Genomic DNA, 25,518 nt, shown 5'->3' on the forward strand with positions numbered 1-25,518 from the left:
ATTGGCTCCTTCAAATATGCCCGATACCGGTCAAGAATTCGTTCAGCAAAGCTGCGTAGTCTTCAGGTTTTTCCACGCAGGGCAGATGGCCCGCCCTGCGCATCAGTTTAAAATCTGCGCCCGGGATCAACTCGACCGTCTCGCGCACCAAATCCGGTGGGGTCGAGCCGTCCTCGCTGCCGGCGATGCCTAAGGTGGGCAGCCGCAAGCCGCTGGTGGGCGTATAAAAATCCGTGCCCGCAATGGCCGCGCAGCATCCAAGATAGCCTTCGACCGGCTGCCCAACCATCATATCTCGCCACGGCAGATGTTTCTGCGCTGCCCGGAAATCCCGGGAAAACCAGCGCTCCATCGTGGCATCGGCCAATGCTTCGATACCGCCCTGTTGCACGGCCTGTATCCGATCCTGCCAAATCGGCGGGTTGCCGATCTTGGCTGCGGTGTTCGACAAGACCAGCGCGCGGACCTGATCCATGCGTTTGACGGCCAGACCTTGCGCAATCATACCACCGATGGACAGACCGACAAAGACACAGTCGCGCACCTCAAGGTGATCCAGCAACCGTTCGACATCCCGAATCAGAGCACCCATGGAATAAGGGCCACGCGGGACTGAGGATTGCCCATGCCCGCGTTTGTCATACCGGATGATCCGCAGCCCGGCGGGCAGATGGGGCAGAATTGCGTCCCAAAGATGCAGATCGGTGCCCAGCGAATTGGCAAAGACAATAGGGGCGCCATCCGGGGCGCCATCGATCCGGTAATGCAGCTTTACATCGCCAAAATCCGCGCAGGTCATGCGTTTGATCCTTCTGTCCGTGTCGATGTTTTGCACAGAACTGTGGCGATTGTCAGGTCAGGAATTCCAACGCCTTTGCAAATACTTCCGGGTCGGCGTTTCCGCCGGATGCCACCACGATCACGGCGTCACCTTCGATCTCGTCTGTCCGGAACAGGGCCGAAGCCAGCGCCACGGCCCCGCCTGGTTCCAGCACGACTTTCAGGCGTAGGAAGGCCAAGGCCATGGCACGCAGCGCCTCGTCCTCGGTGATCGACAGGCCGGGGCCGCAAAGGCGTTTGAGAATCGGGAAGGTGATTTCACCCGGCTGCGGGGTCAGAATCGCATCGCAAATATTGCCCGAGGTCGCCGCGTTCTTCTGGATCTGCCCCGTTGCCAAAGAGCGTTTTATGTCATCGAACCCCTCGGGCTCACACGGGCGGGGGCGCAGGTCGGGGGCGTGTTTCTCCAGCGCCAGCGCGATGCCCGAGGTCAGACCGCCACCGCCGCAACATACCAGCACATCGGCCTGAGTAACGCCCAACGCTTTGGCCTGACGTGCGATCTCAAGGCCCACCGTGCCTTGCCCGGCGATGACCTGAGGTTCGTCATAGGGGCGGATCAGGGTCAGCCCGCGATCCGAGGCCAAAGCCTCGCCAATCTCTTCACGGCTATCGCTCGCGCGGTCATACAGCACCACTTCACCGCCCAAAGCGCGTGTGTTGTCGATCTTCAACTGCGGCGCGTCCGAGGGCATGACGATCACCGACGCCACGCCATGTTTCGACGCCGCCATGGCAATGCCCTGCGCGTGATTGCCCGAGGAATAAGCGATCACCCCGCGCTGCCGTTGATCCGGTTCCAGCGCCGAGATGGCCGACCACGCGCCGCGAAATTTGAAGCTGCCGGTGTGTTGCAGGCACTCGGGTTTTATCAGAACACGTCGACCTGCGATCTGGTCCAGAAAGGGCGAGGTCAGAATCGGGGTTTCCCGAGCATGTCCATGCAGCCGTTCAGCGGCGGCTTCGATCAGTTCAATCGTACTCATGTCACACTCAGGACCCTGCGAATGATGTCTAAGGATTCGGGTTCATCCAGAAACGGGACATGCCCGCGATTCGGAACCTCGGCCAAAATCAAGCCGGGGTGGCGGTTGTGCATCTCGGTCAGCGTCTCGGCACCCAGAACATCCGAATTTGCGCCCCTCAGCACGCCTGTTGGAATGTCGCGCAGGGCGTCGAAGAACATCCACATATCCGGGATCGCGCCGGTAGCCGCCTGTTCCAGCAAAGCCGTGCGCAAGGCAGGATCGTAGCGCAGGCTCAGGCCGTCAGAGGTTGCCGCGTACTGGATCTCGGCCTGCGCACGCCAGCGTTCGTATGGAACGCCCGGGAATTGCGGCTCCATCACGGATTGCAGGGACTTGGCGGCTTCGTCATAGGTTTTCGAAACCGGGGTCTTGCCGACGTAATCCATGATCTTGGCGATGCCCGCAGGTTCGATCACGGGGCCCACATCGTTCAGGATCACATGCGTCAAGCGTTCAGGGTGGCTGGCGGCAAGGGCCATGGCGATCAATCCACCGCGTGACGTGCCCAGAATCGCAGCTTTCGGCACATCCAGATGATCCAGCAATTCGATCGCGTCGTGGGAATCGCGAAAGATGTTGTAGTTCATGAAATCCGGATCGTAATCGGACTGCCCGCGCCCTCGGTAGTCCATCATGATCAGACGTTTGTCGCCAAGGTGCGGCTGCACGAACAAGAAATCGCGGCTGTTTCGCGTCAAACCCGCCAGACACAGCACCGGTTGGCCAGAGCCTGTATCCTCAAAATGAAGCCGTATGCCGTCGGAGGTTGTGAAGTCAGGCATCAAAGCCCCGCCAGTTCAGGGATCGAGGTCAGGTCGGACAGCACATGCGCGGGTGTCCAGGGCAACCGGTCCATCGGTTCACCGGCGCGATTGACCCATGCGGTGACAAAGCCGTATCCGCTTGCCCCGGCAGCGTCCCAGCCGTTCGAACTGACGAACAAGACCTCGTCACGGGCGCAGCCGAACCTGTCCTGAACCAGATCGTAGACCCGGACATGCGGCTTGAAGACACCAACACTTTCGACCGAAAGCACATCGTCCAGAACGTCCTCGATCCCTGCCGATTTCACCGCGCCTTCCAACATCGGGGGCGAGCCGTTGGACAAGATCGCCGTTTGCAGGCCGCCATCCTTGAGCGCCTTCAGCATGGCCGGAACTTCGGGGTAGGCTTGCAGTTCCCAGTACAGGTCCAGCAGGCGCTGCCGCAGTTTGGCATCGCCTTGCAGCCCTGCGGCTTCCAGCGCCCAGTCCAGACCGTCCTGCGTCACATCCCAGAAATCGGCATGGGCATCGGCGACGGCCCGCAACCACGTGTATTGCAACTGTTTCAGACGCCAATGCCCAGCAACCTCGGGCCAGGTGTCGCGCAATGCCTCAAAGCCGGGCTCGGATGCGGCCTGACGGGCGGCTGCGGCCACGTCGAACAACGTGCCATAGGCATCGAAAATACAGGTTGTGATTGCCATCTGCTCCCCTCCACATTCGCGCGCAGGTTGGCACACAAGGGCAGCGCGTTAAAGGGCGAAGGGTTTACATCATTGTGTAAGACCCTAGGGTTGGCCGCTCATTTCCCAAACGGTCCGGAGGCCCCAATGACCGACATCAAACAAGGCGACACGGTTCGCATCCACTACACCGGGACGCTGCTGGACGGTAACGTCTTTGACAGCTCGGACGGGCGCGATCCGCTGGAGTTTGTCGTGGGCTCGGGTCAGATCATCCCCGGTCTGGACGGCGCCATGCCGGGGCTGGCGGTCGGGGACAAAAAGCGGGTCGAGATTGCCTGCGTTGACGCTTATGGCCCGATCAACCCGGCGATGCGGCAGGTTATTCCTCGGGAAGGCATTCCGGATGACATTCCGCTTGAACCCGGTACGCAGTTGCAGATGCAAACCCCGGACGGTCAGGCGCTGCCGGTTATGGTGGTCGAGGCGAATGAGGCGACCGTGACGCTGGATGCCAACCATCCATTGGCCGGGCAGGACCTGATTTTCGAGATCGAGGTCGTCTCGGTCAACTGATCGTGGGGCTATCCCAGTAGGGCTTCGATCGCGCCGCGCACCTGCGGCTGCGTAAAGAACACGAACAGCACCAGCAGAGTGGTCAGGGTCAGCAACAGCACGCGGGCGCGTTGGCTCAGGAAGCCCGATTTGCGTCGGGCCGTCCGGGCATTGCTTGCGATGATCTGGTCAAATTTGCTCATGCTGCAATCCCTGCCGCTGAAAGATGGTTAAATCTTGGCGGCGGCAGGGAAAGATATGGTCACATGAAATCGGGCTGTGGCATTCCGAGCACGTGAAAACCGCCATCGACGCGGATAATCTCGCCCGATGTGCAGGCACCGGCGTCAGATGTCAGGTAAACCGCTGTCCCGCCAACAGCCTCCAGCGTGGCGTTCGAACGCATCGGTGCGTTCTGGTCGCAGAATTTGTAGGTCTTGCGCGCGCCGCCGATGGCCGCGCCCGCCAGCGTTTTCATCGGGCCGGGTGAAATGGCGTTCACGCGGATGCCTTCGGGGCCCAGATCATTGGCCAGGTAGCGCGTTGCCGACTCCAGCGCGGCCTTGGCGACGCCCATGACGTTGTAGTTTGGAACAACGCGGTTCGACCCCTGATAAGTCAGTGTCAGCAGCGAGCCGCCATTGTCCTTCATCATTGGATAGGCGCGGCGTGCGACTTCGACAAAGGAATAGGCCGAAACGTCCATCGAGTGCTTGAAGTTCGCCCGTGTCGTGTCCAGGAACCGACCCGCCAGTTCCGACTTGTCGGAATAGGCAATTGCGTGAACCAGAAAATCAATCGTGGGCCAACGCGCGGCCAATTCTGCGAAGGCACGATCCAGCGAGGCGTCATCGGTGACATCCGCATCCACCATGAAATCGCTGCCAAGACTTTCGGCCAGCGGCGCCAACCGCTTGCCGAATGCCTCGCCCTGATAGGTGAATGCCAGCTCTGCACCGGCTTCGTGCATGGCCTTGGCGATGCCCCACGCAATCGAGCGGTCATTGGCGACGCCCATGATCAGGCCGCGCTTACCCTTTAGAAGTTCCGACATCACATTCACCCGTTATACTTTGACAGAATCATGGATCCGTTGGTGCCGCCAAAGCCGAAGCTGTTGGTCATGACACTGTCCAGTCCTGCGTTTTCAACTGTTTTCGTTGCAATTTCACCGGGCAGGATGCCTTCGGCAAGTGTGTCGACATTGATCGACGGAGTAATAAAGTCGTTGTCCAGCATCAGCAGGCAGAAGATCGCCTCAAGCGCGCCAGCCGCGCCCTGCGCGTGGCCGGTCATCGACTTGGTCGAGGAAATCGGCGGCACGTTGCCTTCGCCGAAGATGCGGCGGACGGCTTCGACCTCACCCACGTCACCGACCGGGGTCGAGGTGCCGTGCGCGTTGATGTAGCCCACCTTACGGCCTTCGGGCAGCGTATCCAGCGCCAGTCGCATGGCGCGTTCACCGCCTTCACCGGATGGGGCCACCATGTCGTGACCGTCCGAGGTGGCGGCATAGCCCGTGACCTCGGCATAGATCTTGGCACCGCGCGCCAGCGCATGTTCCAGCTCTTCCAGCACGACGATGCCGCCGCCGCCCGAGATCACGAATCCGTCGCGGCGTTCATCAAACGCGCGTGAGGCTTTTTCGGGCGTGTCATTGTATTTCGACGACATTGCGCCCATCGCGTCGAACAGGCAGGACAGGGTCCAGTCCAGTTCTTCGCCACCGCCTGCGAACATCACGTCCTGCTTGCCCAGCATGATCTGTTCCGCCGCGTTGCCGATGCAGTGCAGCGACGTCGAGCAGGCCGAGGTGATCGAGTAGTTGATACCCTTGATCTTGAATGCGGTCGCGAGGTTGGCGGAAATTGTCGAACACATGCATTTGGGAACCGCAAAGGGTCCGATCCGCTTGGTTGCGCCAGTTTTCAGCACCGTCTGATGCGCCGTCAGCATGGCGCTTGTGGATGGCCCGCCGGAACCGGCCACCAGACCGGTGCGCGGGTTGACCACCTGGTCTTCGCCCAACCCGGAATCGGCAATCGCCTGGCTCATGGCGATATGGGCATAGGCTGCGCCGGGGCCCATGAACCGCAGGGTGCGCTTGTCCACATGCTCGGCCACGTCGATCTTCAGCGTTCCGGCGATCTGGCTGCGAAAGCCATGTTCGACCATCTGTTCGTTGGCTTCGATGCCGGATTTGCCAGCTTTCAGCGAGGCCAGAACCTCTTGGGCATTGTTGCCGATAGAGGAGACGATCCCCAGACCGGTGACAACTACTCGACGCATGTGCGTGCTCCTTACATTCGGGCCGGTCAGGCTCAGGCTTCGGACAGAACGACTTTCATGTCTTTGACGTCGTAAATCATTTCACCGTCCGCTTCGACGATACCATCCGCGACGCCCATGGTCAGGCGGCGGGTCTGGATCGCCTTTTTGAAATCAATTTTATACGTCAGCATCTTGCGGTCCGGGCGCACCATTCCGGTCAGCTTGACCTCGCCCACGCCGACCGCCATGCCGCGCCCCTGCCAGCCGCGCCAGCCCAGGTTGAAGCCGGTCAGCTGCCACAGGCCGTCCAGACCAAGGCAGCCGGGCATGATCGGGTTGCCGGGGAAGTGACAGTCAAAGAACCAAAGATCGGGCGTAATGTCGAACTCTGCCAGAACATGGCCTTTGCCATGCGCACCCCCGTCTGCCGAAATATCGGTGATCCGGTCCATCATCAGCATCGGCGGGGCGGGCAATTGCGCGTTGCCGGGGCCAAAAAGCTCGCCTCGGGCGCATTTCAGCAGATCGTCTTTGTCAAAGCTGCTCGGGAATTGGGCCATTCTTGCCGCCTCTCCTGCCAGGGGTCAGTTCGTTAAATCTGGCCTCGTCTAACACCCGTATGCAAGGTCCTGCAAGAGCGGCAGGCCACGTCATGGTGTTCCAGCGACACTCTTTTCCCTGCACCCGCAAGGTTTTTGCGAATGAATTTCATTTGAAATTCCCGACCAAGCGACCCTATATATATAACCAGCAAGAACGGGTATCGGATTTATGACACCTCAGAGCCGGAACATAGCGACAAATTGGTTGGAAGGCGCGGGTTTGCGCCCGACGCGTCAGCGTGTGGCATTGGCCGAATTGCTGGTTGGGGACGGGCGTCATCGTCACGTGACAGCCGAAAGCCTGTTTGACTCGGCCAAGTCCAATGGCGACGCAGTGTCGCTGGCGACGGTCTACAACACCCTGCGTGCTTTTTGCGACGCCGGTGTTTTGCAGGAAATCACGGTGGACGGATCGAAAAGCTATTTCGACACCAACACGCATGACCACCCGCATTTCTTCTGGGAAGACGAGGGCCGCCTGAGCGATGCGCCATCAGAGCAACTGGTCATTCAACGCCTTCCCGAAGCCCCGGAAGGGGTCGAGATCGCCTCGGTCGACGTGGTTATCCGCCTGCGCAAAAAGCAGTAACCTAAAACGCCGTTAGTCTGTCCAGCAGGGTTTGCTCGGCCAGAGCGACTGTTGCATCGACCGGTCCTGTCCCGTGCCGGGCCAATACGACAGCCTCGGGCGCGTCTTTGTCTGTAATCGGAAGGCTGACCAAGGGCTTGGCGTCGTAGCTAAGCGCATTCGAAGGGCTGGCATAGCTGATCGCGATCCCCTCGCCATGTGCGGCAAGGCTGCGTTGAATCTCGAGCGTTGCGGCCCTGTGCGCGACCGTTGGGTGCAGCCCGTTTTGCCGGAACAGGGTCAGCACATGCTGCGCGGACAGGCCTTCCTTGGACAGAATAAGGGGGTCATTTGCTAACCTTGCCAGCGAAACAGTTCCAGCCGACGCCAGGGGATGATCTGGGGGGACAAGGGCGCAAGGCACAGAGTCGAACAGCTTTTGCCGGACAAAACCCGCATCCATGCCCAGATCATAGGTGATGGCAATGTCGATCTGTCCGTCGATGAGGCAGTCCTGCAATCCCTCGAAGCTTTCAACCCGGTAGGACACAGCAACATCCGGCATGACCGCCTTCAGGGCCTGCAACGCCGAGGCCAGATGGAAGGGTGCCAGATCGACGAAACAGCCCAACCTCAACTGGGATGATCCCTGTGACACGGGCGAGGGGCCTTCGGTCGCCGCCGCCGCGCTTACCAACCCTTGTGCCTGTTCGATGAACCGGCGGCCCTGCGGCGTCAAAGCCATGGCCGCCCCGCGCCTGCGGGTGAACAGAGGATAGCCAAGATGCGATTCGACCCGCGTCAGCGCAGTGGACAGCGCCGGTTGCGAGACATTGAGGGCCTGAGCCGCCGCAGACAGGCTGCCATGACGCCCGATGGCGCAGACATATTCATACTGGCGCAGGGAAATATATAACATCAGGTTATTTATAACTTCCAAAGATATGATTTGAACAGAAGACATGGTTGGCATTTAACCGATGCAAACATCAAGGAGGTCGCCATGCCACATCCCCTCGTATCCAAAGAGATGATCGACACTTACCAGACCGACGGCGTTGTCCTGATAAAAGGGCTGTTTGCCGATCACGTGGATCAATTGCGCGACGGCGTGGCGGCGAACATGGCAGAGCCTGGGCCCTATGCCTCGGAGAACAGAAAAGAGGGTCAGACCGGCCTGTTCTTTGACGATTACTGCAACTGGACCCGAATTCCGCAGTTTCGCGAGGTGATTGAGAATTCTCCAGCGGCCGAAGTGGCGGCTGATCTGATGCAGTCGAACAGCGTGCAGATGTTCCACGATCATGTGCTGGTCAAAGAACCCGGCACCTCGATGGCGACGCCCTGGCATCAGGACGGGCCGTATTACTTTGTCGAAGGGCAGCAGACCATCAGCTTCTGGTCACCGCTGGACCCGGTGAAACAGGCCACATTGCGTTGCGTTGCCGGATCGCATCGCTGGGAGAAAGAAGTTCTGCCGACCCGCTGGGTCAGTGAAGAGGGGTTCTTTCCGGATGAAGGCCAGTACATTCCCGTTCCCGATCCGGATGCCGAGGGCATGAAGGTTGTTGAGTTTGAGATGGAGCCGGGCGACGCCGTGGCCTTCAACTACCGCACGCTGCACGGTGCGCGTGGCAATCATTCGGACAGCCGCCGCAGGGCGTTCTCATTGCGGTTGGTTGGGGATGACGCGCGGTATGTGGACCGTCCGGGCCGGACCTCACCGCCATTTCCGGGGCATGACATGGTTCCGGGTCAGCGCCTGCGCGAGGATTGGTTCCCGGTCTTGCTGCAACGCTGATAGGGGGCTCTGCCCCCGCCGCGGCAAGCCGCGGCTCCCCCGGGATATTTTTGGCCAGATGAAGAGCGGATCAGAACCACTGGCCGGGCTCCATCAGACCCAGCTCCATCAACTGATCTGACCGCCATTGGAACGGAACCGAGTTGCGCCAGCGGAAGCTGGGGATGTCGAAGGTGGAGCCCGCATTGCTTTTCAGGGCTTTTGCAGCGCGGAACGAGCAGATCGCAGTCGTCAGGTTGTGATGCCAGGGGCAGGAATAGGTGTTGTATTCGGGCTGGTTGAATGTGTGGTCCGGTTGAAGCGTTAGCTCTTTTTCGGTCTTGAACAGGGCGATTCTGTCGATGCGGCGTCGTTCATAGGGGATATGGTCCTCGAACCGCCAACGCAGACCGCCGGACATGTCGAGTTGACGGTCGAGCGGTTGCCCCGTGGCGTCGTGGCGGGTGTGGGCATAGTAACCGGTGCTGTCGAGCATGGCGCTGTTCGGGGCGACGCCATTGGGGAATTGCGTCAGATCATCCGCGTACAGGTCGATCACATGGCATAGCATCGACGCGCGGCGTTCCTCGGTATGGAAGGCCAGCATCTCGCCCACGCTGCGCGTTTCGCAGAACGGGTAGAACAGGTACTCGGCATTGTAGCAGTAATACAGCCAGATACCCGGCGCGGCCTTTGTGATGCGGTTGACTGTGTCGAAGACAACGGACCCCGGGGCGCATTTCAATGTCACGCGATGCACTTGTTCGCTGATGGCCGCGCTCAGATCGAACTCGGCGGGCATGAAGGCGATCACGGATTTGAACCCGAGGCTCAGGTGGTGGTGCAGCGTGCTTTCGACCTCGACCTCATCCTCGGCAAAGACAAGCGCGACGGGACCTTTGCGCAGAGCGGTCTGACCCGATTTCAGGAAGGTATCGAGGGATTCGTACTGCATCGCCTGTTTTCGTTCGCGCCTTGCTGGAAAGTTCCGCCAAATTCGGGTAATTGCGCCCGCATTGCAAGCGGCGTTCGAAGCATATAGATGACGCCGATCCAGCGACTGCAAAGGCCCGATCCATGTCCGAACCGAAAAAGCTGTTTATCAAGACCTATGGCTGTCAGATGAACGTCTATGACAGCGAGCGCATGGCCGAGACGCTGGGCGGGCAGGGTTATGTCGAGACCAAGTCGGCGGACGATGCGGATATGATTCTGCTGAACACCTGTCACATCCGGGAAAAGGCGGCCGAGAAGGTGTATTCCGAACTGGGTCGGTTCAAGGGGCTGAAGGCCGAGAAACCCGATCTGAAAATTGGCGTTGCCGGGTGCGTGGCGCAGGCCGAGGGCGAAGAGATCATACGCCGTCAACCGTTGGTCGATCTGGTGGTTGGCCCGCAAAGCTATCACCGCTTGCCCGAGATGGAGGCCAAGACGCGTACCGGGGCCAAGGCGCTGGACACGGATTTCCCCGAAGAGGACAAGTTCGAGAAGCTGAAGAACCGCCCCAAGGCCAAGCGCGGCCCGACGGCGTTTTTGACAGTGCAGGAAGGCTGCGACAAGTTCTGTGCCTTTTGCGTCGTGCCCTATACCCGCGGGGCCGAGGTCAGCCGCCCGGCGGATCGTATCATCCGCGAAGCGCAGGATCTGGTGGAACGTGGGGTCCGCGAAATCACCCTGCTGGGTCAAAACGTCAACGCCTATCACGGGGCGGGCCAAAATGGCGACATGACGCTGGCCGGTCTGATCTGGGCGTTGAACAAGGTTGATGGGCTGGAGCGTATCCGCTTTACCACCTCGCACCCCAATGACATGGCGGATGATCTGATCGAGGCGCATGGCACCTGCGAGAAACTGATGCCGTATCTGCATTTGCCGGTTCAGTCGGGCTCGGACCGGATATTGAAACGGATGAACCGCAGCCACACGGCCGAAAGCTATCTGCGCCTGATCGAGCGTATCCGGGCGGCGCGTCCCGATATCGTTATGTCGGGTGACTTCATCGTCGGATTCCCGGAAGAAACCGAAGAGGATTTTCAGGCGACGCTGGATTTGGTTGAGCAGGTCAAATACGGCTATGCCTATTCGTTCAAATACTCGACCCGACCGGGTACTCCGGCGGCAGAGCGGGCGCAGGTGGATCCGGATGCGGCCGATGATCGTTTACAGCGCTTGCAGGCCTTGATCACGCGCCATCAACGCGAAATTCAGGATGCGATGGTGGGCCGGACGGTGCGTGTCCTGTTCGAAAAATCCGGGCGTCTTGACGGGCAGATGGTGGGTAAATCCGAGTATCTGCATTCGGTTCACGTCAAGGGCCCTGAAATAGCGGTTGGAGATCTGCGCGACGTTCGCATCACCGAATCGGGGGCAAATTCGCTGGCGGGTGAACTGCTTTAGGTTGACGATTATCCGTCGATGAATGGCCAATTGTGGTGTTTGTTTCCAAAATTTACCCTTGATTTATTGCTTGGAACTATGTTCCGACGAAGGTCAGATTTTTGACAGACGAATATGGAAGCGTCTTTCAATTGTCGTTGGGCGTCGAATCACAGGCCTTGTCGACGTGTGATGGAGGGTACGAGTGGAAGTTCTTAGGGCATTGAAAATACCGGGTCCCTGGCGTGTTTTGCCGGTGGCCTCGGTCGTGACCATTCTGGCCAGTGCGACCATGGCGGGGGATGTGATCGGGGATATCACCGAACCGGATGTGGTCAGCCCGTTGCGTTACAGCAGCGATGTCCAAGCGTTCTACCTTGGATTGGGGGCAGGTTACGGATCGGGCGGCGATGATCGCTTTGGCCTGAGGACCAGTACCGATGTTTTTGCGATTGGCGAACAGGACGTTAGCGGATCTTACGGTGAAATCCGCGGCGGTTGGCGGGGCGTTGTCCCGACAAGCCTGGGTCGAGACTATGTCTACGGGTTCGAGGTTGGCTACAATTTCGGCTCGTTGGACGACACTGTCTCAACGCAAATCGGCAGCGATACCGTGCGCGGCGGAACCGAGATTTCGAATGTGCTGTCCGTGCGCCTGCGAAATGGCCTGACCAACAAAAGCGGGCGCATCCTGTATTTCGTGAGCGTTGGATATGTCTGGGGCGATATTGAAACCACCAGCAGTATCTCGTCCGAATTCGCCAGCCAGTCGTTTGAAGACTCGGACCGCCGTGGAGGATTCTCGGCCAGTATCGGGGCCGAGCATAAGTTGAACGACAATTGGTCGATCACCGGAGAGTATGAATATATCCGCTTCGACTCGCGCGATGTGGACCTCGGTTCCGACTTTTCGACCAAATCCACGCCCGGATATCAGGGGCTGAAATTCGGCCTCAACTACACGTTCTGACACGGGTCCTTGATGTGTCGCCGCCCCGGTCGGTTGGCGGTTTTGTCATCTGCTGCGGAATTTTTGAATCTGTGGCTTGCGCCCACCAAGATTTGTTGTCTACGCTTGGGGTGAAACGCCAAGACAGGAGAACGGATTGGCCATCGGTGCCCTGACCCCACCGCAAGATGAAATGCCCCAGCGCGAGGCGTTTGTAGAGTTTCCCGATAACCGTTTGTTGATTGATCTTTGCGGCGAATATGACCGCAATCTGACCGACATCGAACACAAGCTGTCCGTGCAGATCGTGCGCCGTGGCAACCAGTTGGTTGTGATGGGCGAAGAGGATGCTCAGAAACAGGCGATTGAGGTTTTGCAGTCGCTTTATGCCCGTCTTGAGGGTGGCCGCGACGTCGAAGCCGCCGATGTGGACCGCGAATTGCGCATGGGCAATTCCGAGCAGGGCACGGGCAGTCGCGACGGCGATCAGCTTGAGATGTTCAAGGGCGGCGCGGTTGAGATCAAGACGCGCAAGAAACTGGTCGAGCCGCGCACGGATGCGCAGAAAGCCTACGTGCAATCGCTGTTCAACAACGAATTGGCCTTTGGCATCGGGCCGGCGGGGACCGGCAAGACCTATCTGGCCGTGGCCGTTGGCGTGTCGATGTTCCTTGGAGGGCATGTGGATCGCATCATCCTCAGCCGCCCTGCCGTCGAGGCGGGCGAAAAGCTGGGCTATCTGCCCGGCGACATGAAGGACAAGGTCGATCCCTATATGCAGCCGCTTTATGACGCGCTGAACGACTTCCTGCCGGGCAAGCAGCTGGCAAAACTGATCGAGGAAAAGCGAATCGAGATCGCTCCGCTGGCGTTCATGCGCGGTCGCACGCTGGCCAATGCCTTTGTGGTGCTGGATGAGGCGCAGAACGCCACGACCATGCAGATGAAGATGTTCCTGACGCGATTGGGCGAGGGCAGCCGCATGGTCATCACCGGTGACCGGTCGCAGGTCGATCTGCCGCGCGGCGTGCAATCGGGGCTGGCGGATGCCGAGCGTCTGCTGAAGACCATTCCAAATATCAGTTTCAACTACTTCACGTCCAAGGATGTGGTGCGCCACCCGCTTGTCGCCGCCATTATCGAAGCGTATGAGGCCGATGCGGGCCGTGAGACAGGTTGATCCATGGCTCCGAGACGGGGCTTTGGGCTGACAATATGAACCTGGAAATAACAATCGAAGACCCGCGTTGGCAGGGGCTGGAGGCGTTGACCAAGCCAGCCATTGCGGCGGTTCTGGAGTATTGCGCGTTGGACGCCGAAATCTGCGCGATCAGCGTTCTGGGCTGCGATGACGACCGCATCGCCCAGCTCAACGCTGAGTTCCGGGGCAAGCCCGCGCCCACGAATGTGCTCAGCTGGCCTGCCGAGGATCTTGCCGCCGAGGAGCCGGGCGGCAAACCCGACCGACCCGAGCCGGATTTCACTGGCGAAATTGCGTTGGGTGACATCGCGATCTCACATGACACCTGCGCGCGCGAGGCTGCCGAGGCGGGGAAATCCACAGATGATCACGTGACACATCTGATCATTCACGGAATGTTGCATTTGCTGGGCTATGATCACATTCGTGACCCGGATGCCACCTTGATGGAGGCTGTTGAGGTCGAGATACTTGGCAAACTGGGTATCGATAACCCATATAATGGATGAAGCGGGTACTTTCACCCGGACAATTGGAACAGGAAAATGGGCGACACAGACGGCAGTTCTAGGGCGGCGCACAGCGCGCAACCACAGGACAGCACCACGGAAATAGCTGAGAGAAGCGGTTTCTTTTCTCGGATTTTTGACGCGTTTACCGGTCAGGACGAAGATCAGGAAAGTTCTGTCAACGGCCAGCAGGTCGCGGCCCATCAGCCCCGAGGCATGATCAACCTGCGCCGGATGCGGGTCGAAGACGTTGCGATCCCCACGGCCGAGATCATCTCGGTTCCCTCGACAACCACCAAGGACGAGTTGGCGCAGCTGTTCCGCGAAAGCGGCCTGTCACGCATACCGGTCTATGAAGGGACGTTGGACACGCCGCTTGGGTTTGTTCACCTCAAGGATTTCGCGCTGACGCATGGGTTCAACGGCGGATCGGCCGAGTTCGATCTGGTGTCAATGCTGCGCACCTTGCTTTTTGTGCCGCCGTCGATGCCGATCGGTGTGCTGATGACCAAGATGCAAACCGAACGCCGCCACATGGCGCTTGTGATCGATGAATATGGCGGCGTCGATGGTCTGGTCACCATCGAGGATCTGATCGAACAGGTCGTGGGTGAGATCGCCGACGAGCATGACGCCGACGAAGATCAGCTATGGGTTCAGGAAAAGCCTGGCTGCTACATCGTTCAGGCCCGCGTGCCGCTTGAGGATTTCGAGGCCGAGATCGGCCGGTCCCTGACCAGCCACGAGGATGTGGACGAGGAAGAAATCGACACTTTGGGCGGTCTTGTGTTCCTGCTGTCGGGTCGCGTGCCTGCGCGGGGCGAGGTCGTCCTGCACCCAGAAGGCCCCGAGTTCGAGGTTCTGGACGCCGATCCCCGGCGCATCAAACGCCTGCGTGTCATGCTGCCGGACGTGACTGCATGACCCCTGTCCGGGGCTGGCCCTTCAGCCTGAGATTTGTTGCAGCCGCCGCGTTGGGGGCGCTGGGCGCATTTGGTCTGGCCCCTTTCGGGTACTGGGTCGCCACTCTGCTGGCTTTTGTGCTGATAGCTCCGCTGTTCCTGTCATCTGAAACCCGTGCTCGTGCGGCTTGGTTGGGCTGGGCTTTTGCGACCGGATATTTCGCCCATGCTCTAAGCTGGATTATCGAGCCGTTTCAGGTAGATGCAGAACGCCACGCCTGGATGGCCCCTTTCGCCCTTGTCTTCATGGCGGGTGGGTTGGCGCTGTTTTGGGCGGCGGCGTTCTGGGTCTCGCACGGGCGCGGGACCGCAATGCGACAGGCCCTGTTTTTGGCTTTGGCCCTATCGCTTGCCGAGTTTGCGCGGGGATATGTGCTGACCGGATTTCCTTGGGCTGGACTGGCTCAGGTCTGGATCGATACGCCTGCAGCGCAGCTTTTGTCCTTGATTGGGCCTTACGGTCTGGGGGCGCTGATGCTGATGGTGACGCTTCCTGTTGGTGCGGCGCTGACGGGCCAGCGAACCGGGCGTGGGTTTCTTGTACCCGCCGTTTTTGTTGTGGCAAGCGTTGCGTTGACACTGGGCTATGCCGGTTCAAGGCCATCTGTTCTGAACACCGAAAACACAGTGCGGCTGGTCCAGCCAAACGCGCCTCAGCACCAGAAATGGGACCCGGCCTATGCGCCCTTGTTCTTCATGCGGCAGATCGAGTTCACCGCGGCCGAGCCGCGGCCCGATCTGATCGTTTGGCCGGAAACCGCGGTTCCCGCATGGCTCAGCAGCGCCGATCCATATCTCGAAGCCATTGCCGATGCGGCGCAGGGCACGCCCGTCGTGCTGGGCATTCAGCGCGGCGACGGCCCGCGGATCTATAACTCGATGATCTATCTGGATGAGGTTGGCGCGCGGACAGGGCTCTATGACAAGCACCATCTTGCCCCGTTTGGGGAATACATCCCGTTTGGCGATCTGCTCGGCCAGTTCGGCATTCACGGTCTGGCTGCAACGACGGGCCACGGCTTCAGCGCGGGTCCGGGGCCAGAGCTGTTGGACATTGGCGCCTTGGGCCGTGCCGTGCCGCTGATCTGTTACGAGGCCGTGTTCCCGCAGGACGTCAACGACGCGCCGGGGCGGGCGGATTTCCTGTTGCAGATCACCAATGATGCGTGGTTCGGCACCCGGTCCGGCCCCTACCAGCATTTGGTGCAGGCTCGTATGCGCGCGATTGAACAAGGCCTGCCCCTGATGCGCGCCGCCAATACCGGAGTGTCGGCGATGATCGACCCGCTGGGTCGGGTTACCGCGTCCTTGCCCTTGGGTGAGGCGGGCTATGTCGATGCCGTTTTGCCACAACCGCAGGCTCAGACCATTTATTCCCAAATCGGGGATAAAGCTGTCTTTGTCGCGCTATTGTTGCTTTTTTCCGGTGTCTTGGCCTTTGCCCGCAGGGGGCGATCTGAATTACCGATTGACCCGGTTTAACAAGGCGCGTATCCCCGCAAAAGCCTGTCACAACGGCTTCCTGGCGTGACAGAGAAATCTTAATGGAGCACTTTTATGTCCAGACAGAACTATACATTTACTTCGGAATCGGTTTCCGAAGGGCACCCGGATAAGGTTTGCGACCGGATCTCGGATGCCGTCCTTGACGCATTTCTGAATGAAGAACCCGAAGCACGCGTGGCGTGCGAAACCTTTGCGACCACGGATCGTGTCGTGATTGGTGGCGAAGTAGGTCTGTCTGATCAGGAAAAGCTGCACGACTATATGGGCCGCATCGACGAGATCGCACGCGCCTGTATCAAGGATATCGGCTACGAGCAGGACAAGTTCCACCACGAAACGGTCGAGGTGACGAACCTGCTGCACGAACAATCGGCCCATATCGCGCAGGGCGTGGATGCCTCGGGCGATAAGGACGAAGGTGCTGGTGATCAGGGCATCATGTTCGGTTACGCAACGACCGAAACGCCCGCGCTGATGCCCGCGCCGATCCAGTATTCACATGCGATCCTGCGGCGTCTGGCCGAGGTGCGTAAAAACGGGTCCGAGCCTGCGCTGGGTCCGGACGCCAAATCGCAGCTGTCGGTTGTGTATCGCGACGGTAAACCGGTTGGCGTCAGCTCGATCGTGCTGTCGACCCAGCATCTGGACGAGGCGCTAAGCTCTGCCGACATCCGCGCCATTGTTGAGCCTTACATTCGTGAAACTCTGCCCGAAGGGTGGTTGAACAACGAAACCGAATGGCACGTGAACCCCACGGGTAAGTTCGTGATCGGCGGCCCCGATGGCGATGCCGGTCTGACCGGGCGCAAGATCATCGTGGATACCTATGGCGGCGCGGCCCCGCATGGCGGCGGCGCGTTCTCGGGCAAAGACCCGACCAAAGTGGACCGCTCGGCTGCATATGCGGCCCGTTATCTGGCGAAGAACGTGGTTGCCGCGGGTATGGCCGAACGCTGCACTATTCAGCTCAGCTATGCGATTGGCGTTTCCAAGCCGTTGTCGATCTACGCGGACACGCATGGTACAGGGGAAATCTCGGATGCCGAGATCGAGCAGGCCGTTGGGCAGGTCATGGACCTGACCCCACGCGGTATTCGCCAGCATCTGCAACTGAACAAGCCGATCTACCAGCGTACCGCAGCCTATGGCCATTTCGGGCGCACACCTGATGCTGATGGCGGTTTCAGCTGGGAACGGACCGACCTGACGGATGCGTTGAAAGCGGCGGTCTGACTTTCTGCTATCAAAAGGTGCGCCCTGACGGGCGCGCTCTTCTTTTTTTGAAATATCTCGGCGGTCGCTATCGGTTGCGCCATTGGTCCGAGAAACCAAGGGCGACGGGCTTGCCCCCACCTCTGCCTCTTGCCACTCGTGAGTTGTCACAGTATGGCGACCGCCATGAGCACCGAGACCCCCCAACGCCCCCGCAGAAACTTCTATGGCCGCTTCAAGGGGAAGACCCTGAAGCAGAGCCAGAAGACGTATCTGAACGAAGACCTCGACGCCCTGTCGCCCGGCGCGGTGGATTGGGAAAGCAATCCTGAACGCCACCCTCTGGACCTGAATACCCTGTTCGGTGGCAAGGATGTCTGGCTTGAGGTCGGCTTTGGCGGCGGTGAGCATCTGGTGCATCAGGCCGCGAGCAATCCGGATATCGGGATCATCGGGGCCGAACCCTATATCAACGGCGTCGCCATGTTGCTGGGCAAGATCCGTAAGGCCGGGGTTGAAAACCTGGCCGTACATCCCGGCGATGCCCGCGACCTGTTCGACGTTTTGCCTGAGGCGAGTATCTCACGCGCCTTCCTGCTGTATCCCGACCCCTGGCCCAAAACCCGGCATCACCGCCGCCGCTTTGTCACGCCCGAGCATCTGGAACCTCTGGCCCGCGCCCTGAAGCCGGGGTCGATCTTCCGGGTTGCGACCGACATTCCCGACTATGTTCGCCAGACGCTTGAGGAAGTCCCCCGCGCAGGGTTCGAATGGCTGGCCGAGCGCCCCTCGGACTGGCGCGAGCCGTGGGACGACTGGATTTCCACCCGGTACGAACAGAAGGCGCTGCGCGAAGGGCGTACGCCCCACTATCTGACGTTCCGTCGACTGGGTTAGCTGTCGTTCAGCGCAGGGAATGCACGCCCTTTGGCAAACCATGCGATCCCAAAGGCCCATAAGGCGATGGCCTCGACAATGAAGGTCAGGTTCAGGCTGTTCCACCATTTAAGGAAACCCGGCCCGCCGATTTCGCCTTTGATCGCCAGCACCGCGACGCAGGCCAGAATGGTCAATCCGCAAATGCTGTAAAGCTTGTTGCGCCGCCGCTTGCTGTCGATCATCACGCCGTCCTTCTCGTGCCGTTGCGGGATGACCCGTTTCAGCACGATCAGGCAGTAGAGACCCAGATAGACGAACAGAATGCCTGCGGCGATCATGTGCCAGTTGCTGGCGGTGCTGAACAGGTTGAAAAAGCCTTGATCCGGTGCCTGTCCGACCTTGATGGGCGGGGCGTTCTTAACCTCGACAAAGACGCGCGACAGGAATGTCTGATGGCTTTCGCAGCCGCTGTCTAATGTGGGGACTGAGGCAACGATAAAAGCGCCGAACCCGGCGACGCTGCTCAGCGTGTCCTCAAAGAATGTATCACCTGTATAGGCGATCAGGAATCCACCAACGAAATAAAGCAACCCGACAAAGATCGCCCCCAGAAACTGGGCATAGTAAAAATGGCTGATACTGTCGCGAAAGCAGCTGCCGCCAAAGACTGCCCCGCCAGCCAGAATCAACGGCAGGCCGAAGGCAACGAGGCCGACAAGGAAAGCCAGCCTTTGTTCAATCTTGCTTTCAGGGCGCAGTGGATCTTTGGGGTGAAACAGGTCTCGGGGCCCTCGGGCCATCAGGGGTAAGGCGTCGGCCATGGCGTGTTCCTTCAATGTCAGGTTCAAAAATCAATCAAATCGAATGGCGGTATTGTAGCACCGAAGCGGCGTTTCTCACAGAATTAGCCGTTCGCCGGACCAAAGCGGCGTTTTGCGGGACCTTTGACGCTGGACCAACCGGTCCCAATTCGCTAAGCGGCTTGGGCACTGATAGCGCAAAAGGAGCCCCCATGTCCGGACACGGTACGCCCATTCCGATGACTTCGCATCCCTGCGGTCCGCTGACCGGTACTGCCGAAGTCCCCGGCGACAAGTCGATCTCGCACCGGTCCTTGATTTTGGGCGCGATGGCGGTTGGTGAGACAAAGATCTCGGGCCTTCTGGAGGGTGAGGACGTTCTGGACACCGCCAAGGCCATGCGCGCCTTCGGGGCCGAGGTGACGGATCATGGCGGTGGCGAATGGACCGTTCATGGCGTGGGCGTCGGCGGTTTTGCTGAACCCGATCAGGTGATCGACTGCGGCAACTCGGGCACCGGCGTGCGGCTGATCATGGGCGCGATGGCAACCTGTCCGATCACGGCGACATTCACCGGCGATGCCAGCCTGAATAAACGCCCGATGGCGCGGGTTACGGATCCTCTGGCGCTGTTCGGGGCGCAATCGGTGGGCCGCTCGGGTGGGCGTTTGCCGATGACTATTGTGGGTGCGGCAGAGCCTGTGCCGGTGCGCTATGAGGTTCCCGTGCCTTCGGCGCAGGTGAAGTCAGCTGTTCTGTTGGCCGGTCTGAACGCGCCCGGCAAGACCGTGGTGATCGAGCAAGAGGCCACGCGCGACCATTCCGAACGGATGCTGGCGGGCTTCGGGGCCGAAATCACGGTTGAGGACACCGATGAGGGGCGGGTCATCACCCTGACCGGTCGTCCCGAGTTGAAACCGCAAGTCATTGCCGTGCCGCGTGATCCCTCCAGCGCGGCATTCCCGGTCTGCGCGGCGCTGATCACGCCCGGCTCGGACGTGCTGGTTCCGGGCATCGGCCTGAACCCGACCCGCGCGGGCCTGTTTACCACGCTGCGCGAAATGGGCGCGGACCTGACCTATGAGAATGAGCGTGAAGAGGGCGGCGAACCGGTTGCCGATCTGCGCGCGAAATACTCTCCGAATATGCAGGGGATTGAAGTTCCGCCCGAGCGCGCGGCGTCGATGATCGACGAATACCCGGTGCTGTCCGTCGTTGCGGCCAACGCTACCGGCACCACCATGATGGGCGGCGTGAAAGAGCTGCGCGTCAAGGAAAGTGATCGGATCGACGCGATGGCGCGCGGCTTGCGGGCCAACGGCGTCACGGTGAACGAAGGCGACGACTGGTGGTCGGTTGAGGGGCTGGGCATTGGCAACACCCCCGGCGGCGGCACCTGTGAAAGCTTTCTGGATCACCGCATTGCAATGTCCTTCATGATCCTTGGGATGGGCGCCAAGAGCCCTGTGACGGTGGATGATGCGGGCCCGATTGCGACCTCGTTCCCGATCTTCGAGCCTTTGATGGCGCGCCTTGGGGCGCAGCTTGTCAGAAACAATCGGTAAGTCGGACAATGACACACAGTTTCACCGTTGCGATTGACGGTCCGGCTGCGGCGGGCAAGGGCACAGTATCAAAGGCCGTCGCGGCGCATTTCGGGTTTGCGCATCTGGATACGGGGCTTCTGTACCGCGCGGTTGGCCGCCGTACGCTGCAAGGTGTGGAGGCTGTGGAAGCGGCGCAGTCCCTGACGGCAGAAGAACTGGATCAGGGCGATCTGCGCACGGCAGAAATCGCTCAGGCCGCGTCCAAAGTGGCTGTGATCCCCGAGGTACGAGCCGCATTGGTTGATTTCCAGCGCGCCTTTGCCCGGCGGGCAGGGGGTGCGGTTCTGGACGGGCGTGACATTGGTACCGTGATTTGCCCACAGGCCGAGGTGAAACTGTTCATCACTGCCAGCCCCGAGGTGCGGGCGGAACGGCGGTTTCTGGAACTTCACGCCAAAGGGGCCGACGTGACGCGGGCACAGGTGCTTGAGGATGTGCGCGAGCGCGATGCCCGCGACGCCGAACGCAGCACAGCCCCGATGAAAGCGGCGGATGATGCCGTTCTTCTGGATACGTCCGACCTGAGCATCGACGAAGCCCTGGCCGAGGCGCTTGCGGTGATAACACAGAAACTGCCCGCGACACGGTAGCGACGCGGGCAGATCGGTGAGATTACAATTCGCCAACGGCGATGCTTTGAATCTTTGACCACTGATCGTCAGCAGTTTTCGCCGTTCCAGCAACATCTTTCAGGAAGGCGGCGCGGGTTTCGGCGTTCAGGAACAGATACAGCTTGCCATCTGCGACCAGATATTGATCCGGGTCGCCGTCGAACTTCTTGCCGACCGAAACACCAAACGAGCAAAAGCCACCATGTTGCGGCAGGTAAGCGGCTGGGTTGGCCTCGAACGCTTCGCGGTTTGCGGCGGTGGTAAAGTAGTAGGACGCCCCGTCATAGGTGGCGGAATGGGTCGCAAAACCTTCGACCGGGTTACCGTCATTGACCAGCGCAACAAGATCGACGCCGTGGGCGGCCAATGGCGCTCCGGCAGCGGAGATGCCGTTGGACACATTGATTTCATCTGCCGCAAAAGCGGGTGCGGCGGCCAGCGGCAGGGTTGCGATCAGAGAGGCCAAAACAAGTTTCTTCATGGTCTAGTCCTTTTCATTTTCTGTTTCGGGCCGAACCGGGTGTCGGCCTGTGAAACAGACATAGAGGCGGGGTTTTGAACGCGTTATCGCAGAAAGGCCCGCGTTTCTTGCAGATCGTTCAAACCTACGGGCCTTGCATAAAATCCTGTTCACTAAGCTTTGTTTGGTCAGGGGCCATGGCAGCGCCTATGGTTGGCTGGACACTTGCAGGAGATTGATCATGATCCGCCTCGCCCTTGCGCTGATGTTACTGGCCGGAAGTCTTGCCGCCCAAGAGGCTGAGCCTCCGATGGATTATGAAAGGCTGGGCAAGATCCTGTTTGCCCTGGACCCCGAGGCGCAGCCGATTGGGCCGGGGTTTCAGCTTACGATCTCGGACGTGCCGGTTCTGGTTGTCACAGATGTCAGCACCAACCGGATGCGCGCGATGGTGGCGGTTCGCAGTGCCGATGAGCTGACGAAAGCGGAACTTCACCGCATGATGCAGGCCAATTTCGACACCGCCCTTGATGCCCGTTACGCGATTGCCAACGGAACCGTTTGGGCGACGTTCATCCACCCGCTTGCATCCTTGCAAAAGGACCAGCTGATCTCGGGTCTGGCGCAGACGGTGAATATCGCCGCGACCTATGGCACATCCTACACCGGCGGCGCGATTCAATTCGGTGGCGGCGACAGCGATGAGTTGCAGCGGCAGCTGATCGAGGATCTGCTGAAGAAGGGCGAGGAAATCTAGGGGTTTACGTTGAACTTGATGCTTGTCGCTTGCAGCGTTCACAGGTCCGGGCAGTGTGGGAACCCCCAACAAAATATAGCGTCATAGACCCTAGCTGGACACAAGAAAGATGCTATAGTCTCCCATAGCAAAAAGGGACAGCTGCAACAAAAAACCCAAACAATAAAGGGAAGCAGCCATAAAATCCCCCAAGCCAACAGGGACAGAAATACATGAACAATCGTTTGCGCAAAATCACCATCGTGGGTGGCGGCACGGCGGGATGGATGACCGCGCTTATCCTCGAAATGGTGCTTTCCCGCACATCCGCTCCCAAAGACCGCCCGCGCATCTGCCTGATCGAAAGCCCCAACATCTCGACCGTGGGGGTGGGCGAGGCGACGGTTCCACGCATGCCGGTCACACTGCGTCAGGCGGGCATTTCCGAGCGCGACTTTTTCCGTGAAACCAATGCTTCGTTCAAGCTGGGCGTGAAGTTCTGCAACTGGAACAAAGACGCCAAGGGCAATCGGATCGACTACGTAAACCCCTTTGCCCATGGGCAGTTGCTTGAGGGGTTGGAGGCCGCCGAGTATTTCCTGCGTTTTGGCAATGGGGATCGGGACTTTACGCAATCGATCTCACCGCACGACGATCTGGCCCGTCTGTGCAAGGGCGGGCGGGCCTTGGGCCAGCCGGAATTCGAACAACGCTTTGGCTATGCCTATCATCTGGATGCCGTGAAATTTGCAGGCATGCTGACCAAGGTCTGCACCAAGCGCGGCGTCGAACATATTCAGGATGAGGTGCAAGCGGTCGAGCTGGACGAGCAGGGCAATGTCAATCACCTGATGCTGGAACGCAAGGGCCGCCATGACGTCGAGATGGTCATAGATTGCACCGGCTTCCGCGGATTGATCATCAATCAGGCCCTTGGCGAGCCGTTCAAGGACTATTCCGAATACCTGCCGAATGACCGCGCCATGGCGTTGCAGGTCGAACATCCCGATCCGGAAAAGATCGAAAGCGTTACGCGGTCGACTGCATTGGGTGCGGGCTGGACGTGGCGGGTGCCGCTCTATAACCGTGTGGGCACCGGATATGTGTATTCGTCGGCGCATCGGACCGATGATCAGGCGGCGGATGAATACCTTGAATGGCTGGGCGACAGCGGCAAAGGTCTGACGCCGCGCGTCATCCCGATGCGCGTCGGGCGCGTGCGCAATGCCTGGGTCAAGAACTGCGTCGCTATCGGCCTGTCCGGCGGCTTCATCGAGCCGCTGGAAAGCACCGCGATCCACATGATCGACCACGCCGTCCGCTGGTTTGCCGAGCATCTGCCCACGCGGGACATCGAGCCGCAGTTGCGCGACAGATACAATCGGCAGGTGAACAAGCTGTATGACGAGGTTCTGGATTTTATCTGTCTGCACTACCGGTTGGGCAACCGCACGGATGACCAATACTGGATCGACGCGCGTACCGAGATGAAAATCCCGGATCGACTGGCCGAGAATCTGGAATTGTGGCAGCACCGCCTGCCGATGGAACACGATATCGAGTTCGCAACGCTGTTCAATTTCCGTGTCTATCAGACGGTGCTTTTGGGCAAACAGGTCTATGACACGGGATATGGCACCGGCATTCGGGATCGTATTCGTCCGTTGAAAAAGCCGATCTGGTTCCAGTGGTGGAAAGGCGCAAAGGTGGACCTTGCGCAGATCCTCAAGACGATGCCGGACCACAAGACGCTGCTGCGTGATATCCGGGGTGAGTTGAAGCGACCTGCCTTTGACAAGGCCGTAGCGGCGAAACCAACGGTGGCGATGCCCGGCACGGCTCCGGCACCGCTGGTGGTTCAGAACATGCCGAACCTTGCCGAGATTCAACGCGGCGAGAAGGACTTGCAATTGTTCTAGCAAGCCCTTCGGGTGCGCGAAAAACCAAGATGATGGCGGTTTACGCCGGTACAGGCACCGGCGTCCGCTCACCCAGCAGATAGCGGATCACATCGACGTAGTCGAAAGCCAGCGAGATCACGATTGTCAGCAGGGCAAAGCGGATGATCCATCTGGGCGGTGTCGGCATATCCGCGCGGGCCTGTTGGAACCACAGGTAAATGGCCAGCGGCGTCCAGAACGGGATATGGCCCAGCCCCATCAGCCGCACATAGCCCATCTGAGTGAAGATAAACTTGACCCCCAGCGCCGCCAGCACGGTGCCGACGACCGTGACAACCGCAACAAGGCGCGATTGCCGCCAGATCAGCAGCGCAAAGGGCAGGATAAAGGCCCCGAGGGCCAGGACTTTCATCCAGATCTGGATCCACTGGGGCTGCTGTGAAACGATAAGGTCGAACTCTCCCATGGGGCGACGGCTCCTTGTCTTGTTGTGATTGACCGTCAGGTGCCGTGTCCCGCCAGCAGGGGCAACCGGCCAGGCGCGGCATCAAGCAATTGTGAAACCGGCGGGTTCGGGCATGTCTTCGGGCGCGGATGGCTTTCGACTTGCGGGACCGGACCCAACCCGCTATAGAGCACCCGTCTTAACACGGGCGGTCAACGTCCGGATGACGTATCTGAGCAGGGCCGGGTCACCTCGGCCCTTTGTGTTTGTGTA

28 protein-coding genes and 1 riboswitch are annotated in these 25,518 nt (G+C 59.8%); of the genes, 15 read left to right on the plus strand and 13 right to left on the minus strand.

Translation table 11 applies throughout. The features are described 5' to 3' along the window. Positions 1–10: 10 nt before the first annotated feature. The 4 genes from pcaD to ACR0E6_RS00245 are packed head-to-tail and all read right to left on the minus strand — an operon-like array spanning position 11 to position 3,336. Positions 11–799 carry a 3-oxoadipate enol-lactonase gene (gene pcaD, locus ACR0E6_RS00230; RefSeq protein ID WP_170623846.1) on the minus strand — a complete coding sequence of 263 codons (789 nt, stop codon included), beginning with the start codon at positions 797–799 and terminating at the stop codon, positions 11–13. 52 nt (positions 800–851) lie between these two features. Further along, entirely contained in the window at positions 852–1,826 is a 975-nt protein-coding gene (locus tag ACR0E6_RS00235; protein ID WP_480580043.1) for a threonine ammonia-lyase, read from the minus strand. Then, positions 1,823–2,650 carry an alpha/beta fold hydrolase gene (locus tag ACR0E6_RS00240; RefSeq protein WP_480580046.1) on the minus strand — a complete coding sequence of 276 codons (828 nt, stop codon included), beginning with the start codon at positions 2,648–2,650 and terminating at the stop codon, positions 1,823–1,825. The genes ACR0E6_RS00235 and ACR0E6_RS00240 overlap by 4 nt, the downstream gene beginning before the upstream one ends. After that, a complete protein-coding gene (locus tag ACR0E6_RS00245; RefSeq protein WP_170520429.1) occupies positions 2,650–3,336 on the minus strand; it encodes a haloacid dehalogenase type II in 687 nt (228 codons plus the stop codon). Before ACR0E6_RS00245 ends, ACR0E6_RS00240 begins: the two co-directional genes overlap by 1 nt. A gap of 126 nt (positions 3,337–3,462) precedes the next feature. Between ACR0E6_RS00245 and ACR0E6_RS00250 the strand changes: the two genes are divergently transcribed. Then, positions 3,463–3,891, plus strand: coding sequence for an FKBP-type peptidyl-prolyl cis-trans isomerase (locus ACR0E6_RS00250; protein WP_170520431.1), 429 nt, complete (start codon positions 3,463–3,465; stop codon positions 3,889–3,891). A gap of 8 nt (positions 3,892–3,899) precedes the next feature. On the opposite strand, the gene ACR0E6_RS00255 is transcribed toward ACR0E6_RS00250, so the two are convergent. The 4 genes from ACR0E6_RS00255 to fabA are packed head-to-tail and all read right to left on the minus strand — an operon-like array spanning position 3,900 to position 6,701. Continuing rightward, positions 3,900–4,073, minus strand: coding sequence for a hypothetical protein (locus ACR0E6_RS00255; protein ID WP_170454464.1), 174 nt, complete (start codon positions 4,071–4,073; stop codon positions 3,900–3,902). A 59-nt stretch (positions 4,074–4,132) separates the two neighbouring features. Then, on the minus strand, positions 4,133–4,924 hold the full coding sequence (locus tag ACR0E6_RS00260) for an enoyl-ACP reductase FabI (protein ID WP_170454462.1): 792 nt from the start codon (positions 4,922–4,924) through the stop codon (positions 4,133–4,135). Positions 4,925–4,929: 5 nt separating this feature from the next. Further along, positions 4,930–6,159 carry a beta-ketoacyl-ACP synthase I gene (gene fabB / locus ACR0E6_RS00265; RefSeq protein WP_480580053.1) on the minus strand — a complete coding sequence of 410 codons (1,230 nt, stop codon included), beginning with the start codon at positions 6,157–6,159 and terminating at the stop codon, positions 4,930–4,932. A gap of 32 nt (positions 6,160–6,191) precedes the next feature. Continuing rightward, a complete protein-coding gene (gene fabA / locus ACR0E6_RS00270; protein ID WP_170326986.1) occupies positions 6,192–6,701 on the minus strand; it encodes a bifunctional 3-hydroxydecanoyl-ACP dehydratase/trans-2-decenoyl-ACP isomerase in 510 nt (169 codons plus the stop codon). Positions 6,702–6,912: 211 nt separating this feature from the next. On the opposite strand from fabA, the gene irrA reads away from it, so the two are divergent. Next, positions 6,913–7,332, plus strand: coding sequence for an iron response transcriptional regulator IrrA (irrA, locus tag ACR0E6_RS00275; protein ID WP_170454458.1), 420 nt, complete (start codon positions 6,913–6,915; stop codon positions 7,330–7,332). A gap of 1 nt (position 7,333) precedes the next feature. On the opposite strand, the gene ACR0E6_RS00280 is transcribed toward irrA, so the two are convergent. After that, entirely contained in the window at positions 7,334–8,230 is an 897-nt protein-coding gene (locus tag ACR0E6_RS00280) for a LysR family transcriptional regulator (RefSeq protein ID WP_170623839.1), read from the minus strand. A gap of 84 nt (positions 8,231–8,314) precedes the next feature. Between ACR0E6_RS00280 and ACR0E6_RS00285 the strand changes: the two genes are divergently transcribed. Beyond that, positions 8,315–9,112 (plus strand): phytanoyl-CoA dioxygenase family protein, encoded by a 798-nt coding sequence (locus ACR0E6_RS00285; RefSeq protein WP_170623837.1) that lies wholly within the window; start codon positions 8,315–8,317, stop codon positions 9,110–9,112. A gap of 70 nt (positions 9,113–9,182) precedes the next feature. On the opposite strand, the gene ACR0E6_RS00290 is transcribed toward ACR0E6_RS00285, so the two are convergent. Continuing rightward, positions 9,183–10,046, minus strand: coding sequence for a glycosyltransferase family 2 protein (locus tag ACR0E6_RS00290; RefSeq protein WP_480580056.1), 864 nt, complete (start codon positions 10,044–10,046; stop codon positions 9,183–9,185). Between the two features lie 122 nt (positions 10,047–10,168). Between ACR0E6_RS00290 and miaB the strand changes: the two genes are divergently transcribed. The 8 genes from miaB (at position 10,169) to trmB (ending at position 18,703) form a co-directional block, all read left to right on the plus strand. Beyond that, positions 10,169–11,488 carry a tRNA (N6-isopentenyl adenosine(37)-C2)-methylthiotransferase MiaB gene (miaB, locus tag ACR0E6_RS00295; RefSeq protein ID WP_480580059.1) on the plus strand — a complete coding sequence of 440 codons (1,320 nt, stop codon included), beginning with the start codon at positions 10,169–10,171 and terminating at the stop codon, positions 11,486–11,488. Between the two features lie 184 nt (positions 11,489–11,672). Further along, on the plus strand, positions 11,673–12,437 hold the full coding sequence (locus ACR0E6_RS00300) for an outer membrane protein (protein WP_480580062.1): 765 nt from the start codon (positions 11,673–11,675) through the stop codon (positions 12,435–12,437). 136 nt (positions 12,438–12,573) lie between these two features. After that, positions 12,574–13,596, plus strand: coding sequence for a PhoH family protein (locus ACR0E6_RS00305; RefSeq protein ID WP_170520443.1), 1,023 nt, complete (start codon positions 12,574–12,576; stop codon positions 13,594–13,596). Between the two features lie 35 nt (positions 13,597–13,631). Beyond that, positions 13,632–14,126 (plus strand): rRNA maturation RNase YbeY, encoded by a 495-nt coding sequence (ybeY, locus tag ACR0E6_RS00310; protein WP_480580065.1) that lies wholly within the window; start codon positions 13,632–13,634, stop codon positions 14,124–14,126. A 36-nt stretch (positions 14,127–14,162) separates the two neighbouring features. Then, positions 14,163–15,050, plus strand: a complete 888-nt coding sequence (locus ACR0E6_RS00315) for a hemolysin family protein (RefSeq protein WP_170454429.1) — start codon at positions 14,163–14,165, stop codon at positions 15,048–15,050. Beyond that, positions 15,047–16,570 (plus strand): apolipoprotein N-acyltransferase, encoded by a 1,524-nt coding sequence (lnt, locus tag ACR0E6_RS00320; protein ID WP_480580068.1) that lies wholly within the window; start codon positions 15,047–15,049, stop codon positions 16,568–16,570. The genes ACR0E6_RS00315 and lnt overlap by 4 nt, the downstream gene beginning before the upstream one ends. A gap of 21 nt (positions 16,571–16,591) precedes the next feature. Further along, positions 16,592–16,640: riboswitch (SAM-SAH riboswitch) on the plus strand. Positions 16,641–16,645: 5 nt separating this feature from the next. Further along, positions 16,646–17,827, plus strand: a complete 1,182-nt coding sequence (metK, locus tag ACR0E6_RS00325) for a methionine adenosyltransferase (RefSeq protein WP_480580071.1) — start codon at positions 16,646–16,648, stop codon at positions 17,825–17,827. A gap of 165 nt (positions 17,828–17,992) precedes the next feature. Then, complete coding sequence (gene trmB / locus ACR0E6_RS00330; protein ID WP_480580075.1) at positions 17,993–18,703, plus strand: tRNA (guanine(46)-N(7))-methyltransferase TrmB; 711 nt, start codon at positions 17,993–17,995, stop codon at positions 18,701–18,703. On the opposite strand, the gene ACR0E6_RS00335 is transcribed toward trmB, so the two are convergent. Continuing rightward, entirely contained in the window at positions 18,700–19,506 is an 807-nt protein-coding gene (locus tag ACR0E6_RS00335; protein ID WP_480580078.1) for a hypothetical protein, read from the minus strand. The genes trmB and ACR0E6_RS00335 overlap by 4 nt on opposite strands. Positions 19,507–19,697: 191 nt before the next feature. On the opposite strand from ACR0E6_RS00335, the gene aroA reads away from it, so the two are divergent. Beyond that, the gene (aroA, locus tag ACR0E6_RS00340) at positions 19,698–21,050 is read left to right on the plus strand and encodes a 3-phosphoshikimate 1-carboxyvinyltransferase (RefSeq protein ID WP_480580081.1); all 1,353 of its coding nucleotides are present in this window, start codon (positions 19,698–19,700) and stop codon (positions 21,048–21,050) included. An 8-nt stretch (positions 21,051–21,058) separates the two neighbouring features. Beyond that, positions 21,059–21,682 (plus strand): (d)CMP kinase, encoded by a 624-nt coding sequence (locus ACR0E6_RS00345; protein ID WP_480580084.1) that lies wholly within the window; start codon positions 21,059–21,061, stop codon positions 21,680–21,682. Positions 21,683–21,704: 22 nt separating this feature from the next. Here the strand turns inward: ACR0E6_RS00345 and ACR0E6_RS00350 are convergent, their stop codons facing one another. Further along, positions 21,705–22,184: a YHS domain-containing (seleno)protein gene (locus ACR0E6_RS00350; RefSeq protein WP_170736803.1), complete on the minus strand. Its 480-nt coding sequence runs from the start codon at positions 22,182–22,184 to the stop codon at positions 21,705–21,707. Between the two features lie 220 nt (positions 22,185–22,404). Here ACR0E6_RS00350 and ACR0E6_RS00355 point away from each other — a divergent pair, with 220 nt between their 5' ends. Together ACR0E6_RS00355 and ACR0E6_RS00360 are read left to right on the plus strand one after the other, a co-directional pair. Beyond that, positions 22,405–22,920: a hypothetical protein gene (locus ACR0E6_RS00355; protein WP_480580087.1), complete on the plus strand. Its 516-nt coding sequence runs from the start codon at positions 22,405–22,407 to the stop codon at positions 22,918–22,920. Between the two features lie 212 nt (positions 22,921–23,132). Then, positions 23,133–24,818, plus strand: a complete 1,686-nt coding sequence (locus ACR0E6_RS00360) for a tryptophan halogenase family protein (RefSeq protein WP_480580090.1) — start codon at positions 23,133–23,135, stop codon at positions 24,816–24,818. Between the two features lie 40 nt (positions 24,819–24,858). Here the strand turns inward: ACR0E6_RS00360 and ACR0E6_RS00365 are convergent, their stop codons facing one another. Continuing rightward, on the minus strand, positions 24,859–25,266 hold the full coding sequence (locus ACR0E6_RS00365; RefSeq protein ID WP_480580093.1) for a hypothetical protein: 408 nt from the start codon (positions 25,264–25,266) through the stop codon (positions 24,859–24,861). Positions 25,267–25,518: the final 252 nt, after the last annotated feature.

The sequence above is a fragment of the Ruegeria sp. AP12 genome (assembly GCF_056540025.1).

Coding starts and splice junctions, on each gene's coding strand:
- pcaD (WP_170623846.1), bottom strand. CDS start 799: ATGACCTGCGCGGATTTTGGCGATGTAAAGCTGCATTACCGGATCGAT.
- ACR0E6_RS00235 (WP_480580043.1), bottom strand. CDS start 1,826: ATGAGTACGATTGAACTGATCGAAGCCGCCGCTGAACGGCTGCATGGA.
- ACR0E6_RS00240 (WP_480580046.1), bottom strand. CDS start 2,650: ATGCCTGACTTCACAACCTCCGACGGCATACGGCTTCATTTTGAGGAT.
- ACR0E6_RS00245 (WP_170520429.1), bottom strand. CDS start 3,336: ATGGCAATCACAACCTGTATTTTCGATGCCTATGGCACGTTGTTCGAC.
- ACR0E6_RS00250 (WP_170520431.1), top strand. CDS start 3,463: ATGACCGACATCAAACAAGGCGACACGGTTCGCATCCACTACACCGGG.
- ACR0E6_RS00255 (WP_170454464.1), bottom strand. CDS start 4,073: ATGAGCAAATTTGACCAGATCATCGCAAGCAATGCCCGGACGGCCCGA.
- ACR0E6_RS00260 (WP_170454462.1), bottom strand. CDS start 4,924: ATGTCGGAACTTCTAAAGGGTAAGCGCGGCCTGATCATGGGCGTCGCC.
- fabB (WP_480580053.1), bottom strand. CDS start 6,159: ATGCGTCGAGTAGTTGTCACCGGTCTGGGGATCGTCTCCTCTATCGGC.
- fabA (WP_170326986.1), bottom strand. CDS start 6,701: ATGGCCCAATTCCCGAGCAGCTTTGACAAAGACGATCTGCTGAAATGC.
- irrA (WP_170454458.1), top strand. CDS start 6,913: ATGACACCTCAGAGCCGGAACATAGCGACAAATTGGTTGGAAGGCGCG.
- ACR0E6_RS00280 (WP_170623839.1), bottom strand. CDS start 8,230: ATGTTATATATTTCCCTGCGCCAGTATGAATATGTCTGCGCCATCGGG.
- ACR0E6_RS00285 (WP_170623837.1), top strand. CDS start 8,315: ATGCCACATCCCCTCGTATCCAAAGAGATGATCGACACTTACCAGACC.
- ACR0E6_RS00290 (WP_480580056.1), bottom strand. CDS start 10,046: ATGCAGTACGAATCCCTCGATACCTTCCTGAAATCGGGTCAGACCGCT.
- miaB (WP_480580059.1), top strand. CDS start 10,169: ATGTCCGAACCGAAAAAGCTGTTTATCAAGACCTATGGCTGTCAGATG.
- ybeY (WP_480580065.1), top strand. CDS start 13,632: ATGAACCTGGAAATAACAATCGAAGACCCGCGTTGGCAGGGGCTGGAG.
- ACR0E6_RS00315 (WP_170454429.1), top strand. CDS start 14,163: ATGGGCGACACAGACGGCAGTTCTAGGGCGGCGCACAGCGCGCAACCA.
- lnt (WP_480580068.1), top strand. CDS start 15,047: ATGACCCCTGTCCGGGGCTGGCCCTTCAGCCTGAGATTTGTTGCAGCC.
- metK (WP_480580071.1), top strand. CDS start 16,646: ATGTCCAGACAGAACTATACATTTACTTCGGAATCGGTTTCCGAAGGG.
- trmB (WP_480580075.1), top strand. CDS start 17,993: ATGAGCACCGAGACCCCCCAACGCCCCCGCAGAAACTTCTATGGCCGC.
- ACR0E6_RS00335 (WP_480580078.1), bottom strand. CDS start 19,506: ATGGCCGACGCCTTACCCCTGATGGCCCGAGGGCCCCGAGACCTGTTT.
- aroA (WP_480580081.1), top strand. CDS start 19,698: ATGTCCGGACACGGTACGCCCATTCCGATGACTTCGCATCCCTGCGGT.
- ACR0E6_RS00345 (WP_480580084.1), top strand. CDS start 21,059: ATGACACACAGTTTCACCGTTGCGATTGACGGTCCGGCTGCGGCGGGC.
- ACR0E6_RS00350 (WP_170736803.1), bottom strand. CDS start 22,184: ATGAAGAAACTTGTTTTGGCCTCTCTGATCGCAACCCTGCCGCTGGCC.
- ACR0E6_RS00355 (WP_480580087.1), top strand. CDS start 22,405: ATGATCCGCCTCGCCCTTGCGCTGATGTTACTGGCCGGAAGTCTTGCC.
- ACR0E6_RS00360 (WP_480580090.1), top strand. CDS start 23,133: ATGAACAATCGTTTGCGCAAAATCACCATCGTGGGTGGCGGCACGGCG.
- ACR0E6_RS00365 (WP_480580093.1), bottom strand. CDS start 25,266: ATGGGAGAGTTCGACCTTATCGTTTCACAGCAGCCCCAGTGGATCCAG.